Origin of the sequence: Sphaerotilus natans (assembly GCF_900156335.1) — a bacterium.
Classification (GTDB): domain Bacteria; phylum Pseudomonadota; class Gammaproteobacteria; order Burkholderiales; family Burkholderiaceae_C; genus Sphaerotilus; species Sphaerotilus natans.
In genome coordinates this window covers 109,491-121,603 of record NZ_FTMZ01000014.1, presented here as the reverse complement: position 1 = coordinate 121,603, position 12,113 = coordinate 109,491, and the positions used below count along the sequence as shown (strand labels likewise).

The following is a 12,113-nucleotide window of genomic DNA, read 5'->3' as shown; positions in this document are numbered from 1 at the left end:
TCTGCCTCGGCCCAGGAAGTGGTCAAGATCGGCCATGTGGGCCCGACGAGCGGCGGCATCGCGCACCTGGGCAAGGACAACGAGAACGGCGCGCGCATGGCCGTGGACGAGCTCAATGCCAAGGGCGTGACGATCGGCGGCAAGAAGGTGAAGTTCGAGCTGCTGGCCGAGGACGACGGCGGTGACCCGAAGCAGGGCACGGCGGCGGCGCAGAAGCTGGTGGACTCGAAGGTCGCCGGCGTGGTGGGCCACCTGAGCTCGGGCACGTCGATCCCGGCGTCGAAGATCTACAGCGACGCGGGCATTCCGCAGGTGTCGCCGACGGCGACGAACCCGAAGTACACGCGCCAGGGCTTCAAGACGACCTTCCGCGTGGTGGCGGACGACGTGCACCTGGGCGGCACGCTGGGCAAGTACGCGGTGACGCAGCTCAAGGGCAAGTCGATCGCGGTGATCGATGACCGCACCGCCTACGGTCAGGGCGTTGCCGACGAGTTCGAGAAGGGCGTGAAGGCCGCGGGCGGCCGCACGGTGGCGCGCGAGTTCACCAACGACAAGGCGACGGACTTCACCGCGATCCTGACCAACCTGAAGGCGAAGAAGCCGGACATCGTGTTCTTCGGCGGGATGGACGCGGTGGCGGGCCCGATGATCCGGCAGATGAAGCAGCTGGGCATCAAGGCGAAGTTCATGGGCGGCGACGGCATCTGCTCGGGCGAGCTGCCCAAGCTGTCGGGCGGCGCGATGGAGGACAGCCAGGTGGTGTGCGCCGAGGCTGGCGGCGTCGAAGGCGAGCAGAAGAAGGGCATGGACGAGTTCAAGGCCCGCTTCAAGACGAAGTTCAACGCGGACGTGCAGATCTACGCACCGTATGTGTACGACTCGGTGAACGTGCTGGTGGCTGCGATGGAGAAGGCGGGCTCGAGCGATCCGGCGAAGTATCTGCCGGTGCTGGCGAAGACCTCGGGCTACAAGGGCGTGACCGGCACGATCACCTTCGACGAGAAGGGCGACATCAAGAACGGCGCGCTGACGATGTTCACCTACAAGGGTGGCAACCGCGAGCAGATCGCGGTGGTGCGCTGAGCGTCGGGCGTTGCGCTGTCGGGCGGATCCGGGGTCCGTGGCGGCAGCAGCGACGACGACACGACGAGGGGGCTTCGGCCCCCTTTTTCATGCAGATCTTTTCAATCATGAATTTCTCATGCTAGAATGCATGTCTTTCCGGAGAGGTGGATGAGCGGTTTAAGTCGCACGCCTGGAAAGCGTGTGTGGGTTAATCCCCACCGCGGGTTCGAATCCCGCCCTCTCCGCCAAATGCAAACCCCGAGTCATTCAATGGCTCGGGGTTTTTGCTTTGTGCCCCGCCAGGAAGAGCGTGTCAGGCCAGTCTGTCCACCACCGACAGCAGCTGGCGCGGGCTGAAGGGCTTGGTCAGGAAGGCGCTGGCGCCGGACTCCAGGCCGCGGCGGCGGTCGGCGGCTTCTGTCTTCGAGGTCAGCATGATGACCGGCGTGCGGCGCAGCGTGGCGTCGCCGCGCAGGCGCTGGCAGACCGCGAAGCCATCGAGGGTGCCGGGCATCATGACGTCGAGCAGCACCAGGTCCGGGCGCAGCCGCAGGGCGCTGGCCAGACCTTCGCTGCCATCGCCGGCCTCGTGCACCTCGATGTTCTCGATCTCCAGGGTCATCCGGATCAGTTCGCGGATCTCGGGCTGGTCGTCGATGACGAGGACACGTTTCATGGGCGGTTTCCGGTCGGCAAGGCAAGGCGATGCTGCCGAATCTAGAGGCGTGACGCGCGTCTGATGGTGGAAACAGCCGGATCGACCTGAGGCTGTTCGCCCGGACCCCTTGGCGTGAGGCGACCTACGCTGCCGGTCGACCCCTTGCGAGTCCTGCCGATGTCCGACCGCTCCCTGGAAACGATTCCTTCTTCCTGGCTCAGCCGTACAGCCCATGGGCTGGCGGCTGCACTGCGCTCGAGGCCGGGGCTGCTGCTGCTCGGGCTGGCGGTGCTGGGCGCGGCCATCTGGCCATGGCAGCGGCCGGCCCAGACGCTGGCGCCCTTGCCCGGCGCGGTGCTGCTGATGCTGCTGCCGCTGCTGCAGCGGCCCCTGCTGCCCCTGCTGGCCGCGTTGCTGCAGGGCGCGGCGCTGCTGATGGCCGGCCGGCCTGCCTGTCTGGCTGCTGCTGACGCTGGCCCAGGGCGTCTTCGGCATCCTCGATGCCCGCCGGCGGGCCGACCAGGCGCAGGCGCTGTTCGATGTGGATTTCCTGGTGCGCGCGATGGGCCGCTCCGGACGCATCCATCTCAATCTCGAGGTGCTGAGGGCCGAGACACCGCTGGGTCAGCGTCTGAAGGATGTGCAGGAGCGGGTCGGCCAGATGCTGGCGCAGGCCCGGCGCTCCGCGCAGTCGACGGGCGAGTCCGCGGCCACCTTGCAGGACAGCGGCCAGCGCCTGGGCGAGCGCAGCGAGCAGGCCGCGCGCGAACTGGGCGATGTGGCGGTGTCGCTCGACCAGATCGCGGTGATCGTCAAGGACAGTGCTGGCGCGGCGATGGCGGCACGCGCCACCGCGCAGTCGGCGACTGCGCTGGCCCGCGAGGGCGGCGAGATCGTGACCCGCATGGTGGCGCAGATGCACCGCATCGACGCCGACGCGCGTCGCATCACCGACATCATCGGCGTGATCGACGGCATCGCCTTCCAGACCAACATCCTGGCGCTGAATGCGGCGGTGGAGGCCGCGCGTGCCGGCGAGCAGGGGCGGGGCTTCGCGGTGGTGGCGGGCGAGGTCCGCATGCTGGCGCAGCGCGTCACCCAGGCCGCGGCCGAGATCAAGGGGCTGATCGGCGAGTCGGTGCGGGCTTCGACCGAGGGCAGTGCGCTGGCTTCGGTCGCCGGCACCACGATCGAGCGGCTCAGCGAGGCGGTCACCCGGGTCGACACCACCTTCCACAACCTGTCGGCCGACACCAACGAGCATGCCGACGGGCTGCTGGCGATGCGCGACACGCTGTTCGCGCTGCGCGAGACCACCCGCGAGAACCTGCAGCTGGCCACCGAGACCTTCGCGATCGCGGATGTGCTGGCGGCCCAGGCGCGTGATCTGGACGGGGTGCTGGCGCAGTTCCGGCTCTCCGGCATGAGCGAGTCCGCGTCCGTGCCGGCGTCGCCGTCCATTGCCCGGTCGCCGGCCTTCGCGGCGACCGCCGCCGCATCGGCCCCCAACCCGCCGGCAGCCCAGGGTGCGGTCGAATTCTTCTGAGGCCCGGCGCCTCGTCCTGGAGAGCCTGCTGCTGGTGCTGCTGGCCCAGACGCTGGTGCTGTGGCTGCTGACCACGCTGCAGGCCCCTTCGGCGGCCATGTGGGCGCTGCCGGGCGGCCTGCTGCTGGCCGCGCCGCTGCTGCTGTGGCGTGCCGCCGTCAGGCGGGAGCCTTCGGTGCCGCTGTCACATCAGCCGGCCGCGCCGTCCGAGGACGACGGCCTGCTGCAGACGCTGGCGCACACCAACGCGATGCTGCGCGGCATGCTCGAGAACGTGCCCTGCGGGCTGGCGGTGTTCGACGGCGAGCTCGACCTGATGATCTGCAATGCCGAGTACCGGCAGCTGCTCGATCTGCCGGAGGCGCTGTTCTCGGGCCCGCGCACCTCCTACGAGCAGATTGTGCGCTGCAAGGCCGAGCGCGGCGACTATGGCGCCGGCGACATCGACGCGCTGGTGGCCGCGCGCATCGCGGTGGCACGCCAGCCGATGCTGCAGCGCATGGAGCACACCCGAGAGGACGGGCTGACGCTTGACATCCGCAGCGCGCCGCTGCCCGGTGGCGGCTTCGTCACCACCTACGTCAACATCACCGAGCACAAGCTGACCGAGACGCTGCTGCGCGGCGCGATCGACGCGGTCAACGAGGCCTTCGTGGTCTACGACCCCCAGGACCGGCTGGTGTTCTGCAATGACAATTACCGCGAGCTTTATGCCACCTCGGCCGATCTGATCCTGCCGGGCGCGAGCTTCGAGTCGATCATCCGGGCCGGCGCAGAGCGTGGCCAGTACCGTGCCGCGGCCGGCCGGGTCGAGGCCTGGATCGCCGAGCGCATGGCGGTGCACCGTGCCGCCGACAGTGAGGTCGAGCAGCAGCTCGACGACGGACGCTGGCTGCGCATCATCGAGCGGCGCATGCCTGACGGCCATCTGGTGGGATTCCGCATCGACATCACCGAGCTGGTGCTGGCGCGCGAGCATGCCGAGGCGGCCTCGCGCGAGAGCCGCAAGGCGCTGGCACGGCTGCAGGCCATTCATGCCCTCCTGCCGGTGGGCATCACCGTGACCGATCCTTTCGGGCACATCATCGACTGCAATCCGGCCTCGGAGCGCATGCTCGGCCTGAGCCGGACCGAGCATGTCGGCCGCAACTGCGACGACACGCGCTGGACCCTCCGGCGCGAGGACGGCAGCCTGATGCCCGCCGACGAGTACCCGAGCCTGCGCGCGCTGCGCAGCGGCCAGCCGGTGCGCGATGCGGTGATGCAGGTGCTCGCCCCGGACGGGCGGGTGGTCTGGCTCTCGGTCAGCGCAATGCCGGCCGCGCATGAGGAGCTCGGCGTGGTCGTCGGCTATGTCGACATCGGCGAGCAGCGTGCCCAGCACGCGGCGCTGCTGCGCGCCAAGGCCCAGGCCGAGGAGGCCAGCCTGGCCAAGAGCCAGTTCCTGGCCAACATGAGCCACGAGATCCGCACGCCGATGAACGCGGTGCTGGGCATGCTGCGGCTGCTGCAGGGCACCGCGCTGAGCCCGGCGCAGCAGGACTACACCGACAAGGCCGGACGGGCCGCCCGCGCGATGCTCGGCCTGCTCGACGACATTCTCGACTTCTCGAAGATCGAGGCCGGCAAGCTCGAGCTCGATCCCCAGCCCTTCGCGCTGGAGCGGCTGCTGCGCGACCTGGCCGATCTGGTGGCCGCCAGCGTCGGCGAGCGGGCGCTGGAGGTGATCTTCGACATCGATCCGGCCACGCCACCCCGGCTGGTCTGCGACGCGCTGCGGCTGCAGCAGGTGCTGATCAATCTGCTGGGCAACGCGATCAAGTTCACCCCGGCCGGCGAGGTCCGGCTGACGGTGCGGCCGCTGCTGCTCAACCTGACCGACGTGCTGCTGGAGTTCACGGTGAGCGACACCGGCATCGGCATCGCGCCGGAACACTGCCAGCGCATCTTCAGCGGCTTCTCGCAGGCGGAGACCTCCACCACCCGGCGTTTCGGCGGCACCGGGCTCGGGCTGTCGATCTGTCAGCGGCTGGTCATGCTGATGGGTGGCGAGATGGCGCTCGAGAGCCACCCCGGACAGGGCAGCCGCTTCAGCTTCGAGCTGGCCCTGGAGATCGCCGCGGACGGGAATGCGCCGGTGCTGTCGTCTGTCGGGGCGGGTGTGTCGGCGCAGCAGGTGCTGGTGGTCGACGACCATGCCGGCACGCGCGAGGCGCTGGTCGCGATGGCCGCGTCGCTGGGCTGGCCGGCGCAGGCGGTGGTGGACGCCGACGCGGCGGTCGATGCGGTCCGACGTGGCCTGGCCTGCGGGCCGCGGGTGACGCTGGCGCTGGTCGACGGGCTGCCCGCTGCGGCGGCACGCGCGCTGTGCCGCAGGCTGCGTGGCCATGACGAGGACGTGATGCTGCTGTCGCTGGAGAACGTCGGCGGCCGGGTGGCGCTGGCCTCGCAGCCGCTGTCGCAGCGCGACGGTCTGGATGGCTGCCTGGTGCGACCGCTGATCGCCGCGGTGCTGCGGGACACCGTGGCGGCGGTGGCGGCGCAGCGGCGTGGCGAATCGCCGCCGGCCGCCACCGCGCCGGCCGAGCGCCGGCTCGACGGCCTGCGGTTGCTGGTGGTCGAGGACAATCCGAACAACCAGCAGATCGCGCGCGAGCTGCTCGAAGGCGAGGGCGCGCAGGTGACGATCGCCGCCGATGGCCTGCAGGGCGTGCAGGCGGTGGCCTCGGCCGATCCCGGTTTCGATCTGGTGCTGATGGACCTGCAGATGCCGGTGATGGACGGCCTGACCGCCACCGGCCGCATCCGCCACGACCTGGGCCTGACGCGCCTGCCGATCGTCGCGATGACGGCCAACGCGATGCCGGGCGACCGCATCGCCTGTCTGGCCGCGGGCATGGACGAGCATGTGGGCAAGCCCTTCGACTTCGATGCGCTGGTGCGGGTGCTGCTGCACCTGACCGGCCGGCAGGCGAGCGTGCGACCGACGGCCCATGCCGCCGGTCTGCCCGAGGCGCTGCGCCTGCACGCTGTCCGGACGGGCCTGGACCTGGAGGCCGCGCTCGAGCGCATGTCCGGCCGTCTGGATGTGCTGCACCGATTCGCCATCGCGCTGGTGCCGACCCTGCAGGGCTGTTCCGCGCAGCTCGAGGCCCATTTGTCCCAGGGCGATCGGGCGGCGGCGGTTCGGCAGATGCACTCGCTCAAGGGCCTGGCCGCGACGATGGGCGCAGCCGACCTGTCCCGGCTGGCCGCCCAGGCCGAGCAGGCGCTGGCGGCGGGCCTGCCGCCGCCGGGCGGGCACCGGCTGCAGGACTGGTGCACAGGCATTGCCGGACCGGCCGAGCAACTGGCCGGAGCGCTTCAGACCCTGGTGGCCGACTGGCCGGGCGCGCTCACTGCTTCGGATTGAGACCGGGCAGGAACTCGATGCCGGTGCGCTTGACCAGCTCCGCATAGCTGATCGGGCGCGGCATCTGCACGTCGTCGCGGTTGTCGATCCAGTAGGCCCAGGCGCGGTTCTCGCTCTCGTCGTAGACCAGCTTGTAGAGCTGCGAGGGCACCCAGACCTGGTTGTCGCCGATGGTGCGAGGCCGTTTCGGGAACATCGGACCGGTGTAGACCTGGACCGCGCCCTGGCTGCGCATCACGTACTTGCGGGTGGCCTGCTCGATGTCGGCCCAGGGGCCGCGGTTGTTCTGCTGCGCCTGCGGCACCATGTTGGCCATCGAGAAGCTCTGCGCCATCGCCTGCGCGGTGGGCATGTCGGCGGCCGGCGCCATGTGGCCGCGGTCGAAGCCGGAGTTCCGGTAGTCGTCCGGCGTGGCCCGATCGGCCGAGGGCAGACGGGCTTCCGGGTAGAAGCGGTTGGTGCGCTCCTCGCCGCGGGCGTCCTGCAGCTGGCGCCGCGTCAGCCGCTCGATCACCAGCACCGGCGTGCGGCTCTGGCCGGAATGAACGACCGCGAAGGCATCGAAGCACAGCTCGCGCAGCCGGCGCTGCGGGCTGAGGTCGATGCGTGGCAGCACGCTCTTCTGCGGGAAGAACTGCGGGCAGCGGCTGCTGCTGCCGGGATAGCCCCGCGGCGCATCCGCGGCCGGTGTCGCGGGCTGCTCGTCGGTGCGCGCCGATCCAGGCAGGAAGGACTTGAAGGGAGAGTCGAAGGCGCTGGCCGGCACGGGCAGCAGCACGAGCGCGGCGGCACAGGCCAGCGCGGAGGGCAGGAAGCGGAGTGACAAGGCGGACGGCGCGCATCGTGGCGCGAAGCTGAAGGTTGCATGAAAGGGCGTGACACTAACCGAAGTCGACGCGGAACACCGCTCAGATCGGGGAGTCGACTCCTGCCTGTCGCTGCTAACGTCCTGCGCATGAACGATTCCTCGATCTCTTTCCGTCTGCGGCGCGTCTGCGCGCTGCCTGTGCTGCTGGCGCTGGCTCAGGCCACGGCGGCGGTGCCGGCGGTTGCCGCCAGCACCGCGGCGTCCTCGGCGCTCGACAGCGCCTCCTCGTCGGTCGGCAGCCTGTCGACCTCCATCGGCCAGTCGAGCCGAAGCTCGTCGGGCGGTGATCTGGCCGCCGGCGACTGGCGGGTGACCGATGTGGCCGAGCTGGCGCCTGACGCTGCCGAGCCCGGGCGTGCGCTGCTGGCGCTGACGCTGCAGGCCGAGCCCGGTGGCGCCGAGCTGGTGCTGAAGCTGCCGCGCGTGCTGGCCGAGCGCCAGGCGCTGGGCGCCGGCGTACTGCTGAACGTGCGCCGCCAGGGCTGGGGCTTCGAGCTGGCCCGTGCCGGTGCCGTCGACCCCTTCTTCCTGGTGCTGGACGATGTGCGCCATCGCGAGCTCGGCTCGCGCCCGGTCACGCTGTGAGCCGGGCGGCGGCCTGGCCGCTGGCGCTGCTGGTCCTGCTGCTGGCAGCGCTGCCGGCCCGGGCGGATTGGCTGAGGCCGTGCGCGGCCGCAGCAGATCCGGGGCCGCGTGCCATCGGCCGGATGCTGATGCTCGCCGAGCGCGTTCGCACTGCGCTGGACGCTTCCGGGCGTCGGCTCGCGCTGGTGTCGCGCGCCGGTCTCGATCTGGATCGCATCGGCCACCGCTTCTCGCATGCCGGCTTCAGCGTGCGCGCCAGCGCCGACGGGCCGTGGTCGGTGCGCCAGCTCTATTACGCCTGCGAGGAGGGCCGATCACGCCTGTTCGACCAGGGGCTGGCCGGCTTCCTGGCTGGTGCCGAGCGGCCTGAGCGGGGTCATCTGTCGGTGCTGCTGCTGCCGCTGGAGGCCGGAGCCGACGAGGCCGCGCTGGAGGCCGCATTGCTCGACGCCGGGCGCTCGCTCGAGGTGCTGGGCGCCGTCTACAGCCCCAACGCGCATGCCTTCTCGAGCCGCTACCAGAACTGCAACCAGTGGGCGATCGAGCTGATCGCGGCCGCCGGTGGCGCCGGTCCCGGGCGCGAGGCCGCGCAGGCCTGGCTGCGCCGCGCCGGCTATCAGCCCAGCCGCATCGAGCTGCCGCTCTGGGCGGTCGACCTCACGCGCCTGGTGCCCTGGCTGCACCATGACGATCATCCGCCCGAGGATCTGGCCGCCGGGCACATGCAGGTCAGCCTGCCGGCGGCGCTCGAGGACTTCATGCGCCAGCGCTGGCCTGCCGCCGAGCGGCTGCAGTTCTGCCATGCCGGCGCCCGTGGCGTGCTGCGCCGGGGCTGGGCGCCGCTGGGCGACGACTGCGTGCCGGAGCCGGGTGACGAGGTGTTCGCGCTGGAGTGATCCGGCGCGGGGCGGCGCTCAGGCCGAGGCCGCCTCCATCGCCTCGATCTGCTCGCCAAGCTCCAGCCACTCCATCTCGAGCGTCTCGATGCGATCGTCCAGCTCCTTGAGGCGGCGGCCCTGCTCGGCGCGCTCGGCCGGGCTCAGGTCCGGGCGGCCCATGGCGTCGAGCAGCGCGGCATGTTCGGCCTGGGCCTTCTCCAGCGCCTGCTCGGCCTGCTGCTGGCGCTTCTTCAGCGGCCGGGTCAGCTCGGCGAGCTTCATGCGCGCGGCCGCCTGGGCCTTGCGCTCGTCGCGGCTGGAAGGGGCTGAAGCTGCGGCCGGCTGGCTGGCCGCGCGGACCTGCTCCTGCGCGGCGCGGTCTTCCTCGCGGGCGCGGCGGGCGATTTCGCGGCTCTGCTCGAGCAGCCATTTCTGGTAGTCGTCCAGATCGCCGTCGAAGGGCTCGACCTGGCCGCCGGTGACCAGCCAGAACTCGTCGCAGACCTCGCGCAGAAGCGCCCGGTCGTGGCTGACCAGCATCACCGTGCCCTCGTACTCGTTGAGCGCCATGCTCAGCGCCTCGCGGGTGGTCAGGTCCAGGTGGTTGGTCGGCTCGTCGAGCAGCAGCAGGTTGGGGCGCTGCCAGACCAGCATCGCCAGCACCAGGCGCGCCTTCTCGCCGCCCGAGAGCGAGCCGACTTCCTGGTTGACCATGTCGCCGACGAAGCGGAAGCGGCCGAGGAAGTCGCGCAGCTCCTGCTCGCGTGCCTGCGGGCTCACCTCCCGGGCCAGGCGGATCATGTGCGCGAGCGGCCCTTCCTCGGGCCGCAGCACGTCCATTTCCTGCTGCGCGAAGTAGCCGATCGCCAGGCCCTTGCCCTCCTGGACCCGGCCCGACAGGCGCGGGATCGCCCCGGCCAGCGTCTTGACCAGCGTCGACTTGCCCTGGCCGTTGGCGCCCAGGATGCCGATGCGCTGGCCCGGCAGCACCGACTTGCTCACGCCGCGCACGATCGCGGTCTCGCCGTAGCCGACTTCCACGCCGTCCATCACCAGCATCGGATTGGGCAGGCTCAGCGGCTCGCGGAAGGAGAACTCGAAGTCGGCGGCCGTCAGCACCGGCGCGAGCTTCTCCATGCGCGCCAGCGCCTTGACGCGGCTCTGCGCCTGCTTGGCCTTGGTCGCCTTGGCCTTGAAGCGGTCGATGAAGCGCTGCAGCTGCGCCACCTTTTCCTGCTGGCGGCTGTAGGCGGCCTGCTGCTGGAGCATGCGCTCGGCGCGCATCGACTCGAAGGTGGTGTAGTTGCCGCCGTAGCGGGTCACGCGGGCCTCGTCCAGGTGCAGCGTCACCTTCGTGACCGTGTCGAGGAACTCGCGGTCGTGGCTGATGACCAGCATCGTGCCCTCGAAGCGCAGCAGCCAGGCCTCCAGCCAGACCAGCGCGTCCAGGTCCAGGTGGTTGGTGGGTTCGTCGAGCAGCAGCAGGTCGCCCGGGCACATCAGCGCGCGCGCGAGCTGCAGCCGCATGCGCCAGCCGCCCGAGAAGCTGTTGACCGGCAGGTCCAGCTGGCTGACCCGAAAGCCCAGGCCCAGCAGCAGCGCCTGCGCGCGCGAGCGCGCGTCGAAGGCGCCGACCTCGGCCAGACGGGCGTGCGCCTCGCCGATGGCGTGGCCGTCGCCGCTGGCCTCGGCCTGGGCCAGCGCCTCGCGCGCGGCCATCAGCGGCGCGTCGCCCTCGAGCACGAAGGCGGTGGCGCCGGTCTCGGTCTCGGGCATGTTCTGCGCGACCTCGGCGATGCGCCAGCGCGGCGGCATCTCGATGTCGCCGGCGTCCGGGTGCAGCCGGTCGGTCAGCAGCGCGAACAGCGAGGACTTGCCCGCGCCGTTGCGCCCGACCAGCGAGGCCTTCTCGCCGGGCTGGAGCGTGAACGAGGTGTCGTCGAGCACGAGCTTCGTGCCACGGCGCAGCGTGATGTTCTTGAACTGGAGCATGGGAAAGTCAGGTTCAGCGCTGATCGGCGACGAGCTTCAGCGCCGAGAGCGTGTCGGCCAGGTCGATGACCGCCATCGCGTAGTAGGCCGACCAGTTGTAGCGGGTGATGGTCCAGAAGTTGCCGGTGCCGGCGACGAAGGAGGGCGGCTCGACGCCGTTGCGCAGCTCCACCAGCGCGAGCTGACCGGTGAACTGCTGTCCTGCCGGGCTGAGCGTGGCGCCGCGCGCGGCCAGGTCCGCCGCCTTGAAGCTGGGCAGGATGTCGGGCGCCAGCAGCGCCTCGCGGTCCGGACCCTCGGGCGGCGGCAGCACGTCGAAATGGGTCGGCAGATCGCGCTGCCAGCCGTGCACCGACAGGAAGTTCGCCACGCTGCCGACCACGTCGGCGACGCTGCGGTGCAGGTCGACGCGGCCGTCCTCGTCGAAGTCGACCGCGAACTTCAGCCAGGAGCTGGGCATGAACTGCGGCATGCCCAGCGCGCCGGCGTAGGAGCCGCGGATCGTCATCACGTTGATCCGGTCGCGCGCGGCCAGCACGAACAGGGCTTCGAGCTCGTCGCGGAAGAAGGCCGAGCGGTCGCTGCGCCCGCGCGGAAAATCGAAGGCCAGCGTTGAGAGCGCGTCGATCGCGCGAAAGCCGCCGGTCTGGCGGCCGTAGATCGTCTCCACGCCGATGATCGACACGATCACCGCGGCCGGCACGCCCCAGCGCGCCTCGGCCGCCGCCAGCACCGCCTCGTTGTCGCGCCAGAACTTCACGCCCTCGCGCACCCGCAGCGTGTCGAGAAAGCGCGAGCGGTAGACCTTCCAGTTCTTCGCCGCCGGGCTGGCCGCCGGCATGATCAGCCGCGCGACCTGCGGCTGGTAGCGGGCATCGGCCAGCGCGGTGGCCACCACCTCGTCGTCGAGCTGGGGGTGGCGGCTGACGAGCTGGCGCACGAAGGCAGAGACATCCTCGCGGCCCTCGTAGCCGGGCGGCGGCGAAGGCACGGTCTGGGCGGTGGCCAGGACCGGGGCGACCGCCAGGGCGGCAGCCGCGGTGGCGAGCCGCGCCGTCAGGCGGCGGCGCATCGGGTTCGGGGTTGCTGACATGGCGTGATTGTCG

9 protein-coding genes and 1 tRNA gene are annotated in these 12,113 nt (G+C 70.9%); 6 read left to right on the top strand and 4 right to left on the bottom strand.

Going from position 1 to position 12,113, the window contains the following annotated elements; all coding sequences use genetic code 11:
- A partial coding sequence (locus BW996_RS13500; RefSeq protein WP_245801917.1) for a branched-chain amino acid ABC transporter substrate-binding protein occupies positions 1-1,086 on the top strand: 1,086 nt, incomplete at its 5' end.
- A gap of 140 nt (positions 1,087-1,226) precedes the next feature.
- A tRNA-Ser gene (locus BW996_RS13495) sits at positions 1,227-1,316 on the top strand.
- Between the two features lie 65 nt (positions 1,317-1,381).
- Here BW996_RS13495 and BW996_RS13490 read toward each other — a convergent pair.
- Positions 1,382-1,744, bottom strand: coding sequence for a response regulator (locus tag BW996_RS13490; protein WP_037484054.1), 363 nt, complete (start codon positions 1,742-1,744; stop codon positions 1,382-1,384).
- A 544-nt stretch (positions 1,745-2,288) separates the two neighbouring features.
- On the opposite strand from BW996_RS13490, the gene BW996_RS21735 reads away from it, so the two are divergent.
- Positions 2,289-3,272 (top strand): methyl-accepting chemotaxis protein, encoded by a 984-nt coding sequence (locus BW996_RS21735; RefSeq protein WP_175619124.1) that lies wholly within the window; start codon positions 2,289-2,291, stop codon positions 3,270-3,272.
- Positions 3,253-6,684, top strand: coding sequence for a PAS-domain containing protein (locus BW996_RS22505; RefSeq protein ID WP_139330883.1), 3,432 nt, complete (start codon positions 3,253-3,255; stop codon positions 6,682-6,684). Before BW996_RS21735 ends, BW996_RS22505 begins: the two co-directional genes overlap by 20 nt.
- On the opposite strand, the gene BW996_RS22240 is transcribed toward BW996_RS22505, so the two are convergent.
- A complete protein-coding gene (locus BW996_RS22240; protein ID WP_051631551.1) occupies positions 6,668-7,510 on the bottom strand; it encodes a DNA/RNA non-specific endonuclease in 843 nt (280 codons plus the stop codon). The two genes, BW996_RS22505 and BW996_RS22240, sit on opposite strands and share 17 nt — an antisense overlap.
- Positions 7,511-7,639: 129 nt before the next feature.
- On the opposite strand from BW996_RS22240, the gene BW996_RS22235 reads away from it, so the two are divergent.
- Together BW996_RS22235 and BW996_RS13465 are read left to right on the top strand one after the other, a co-directional pair.
- Positions 7,640-8,137 (top strand): hypothetical protein, encoded by a 498-nt coding sequence (locus BW996_RS22235; RefSeq protein WP_037478312.1) that lies wholly within the window; start codon positions 7,640-7,642, stop codon positions 8,135-8,137.
- Positions 8,134-9,033: a DUF2145 domain-containing protein gene (locus BW996_RS13465; protein ID WP_051631552.1), complete on the top strand. Its 900-nt coding sequence runs from the start codon at positions 8,134-8,136 to the stop codon at positions 9,031-9,033. The genes BW996_RS22235 and BW996_RS13465 overlap by 4 nt, the downstream gene beginning before the upstream one ends.
- Positions 9,034-9,051: 18 nt before the next feature.
- On the opposite strand, the gene BW996_RS13460 is transcribed toward BW996_RS13465, so the two are convergent.
- Positions 9,052-11,007: an ABC-F family ATP-binding cassette domain-containing protein gene (locus BW996_RS13460; RefSeq protein ID WP_037478314.1), complete on the bottom strand. Its 1,956-nt coding sequence runs from the start codon at positions 11,005-11,007 to the stop codon at positions 9,052-9,054.
- A 13-nt stretch (positions 11,008-11,020) separates the two neighbouring features.
- Positions 11,021-12,100, bottom strand: a complete 1,080-nt coding sequence (gene mltB, locus BW996_RS13455) for a lytic murein transglycosylase B (RefSeq protein ID WP_139330881.1) — start codon at positions 12,098-12,100, stop codon at positions 11,021-11,023.
- Positions 12,101-12,113: the final 13 nt, after the last annotated feature.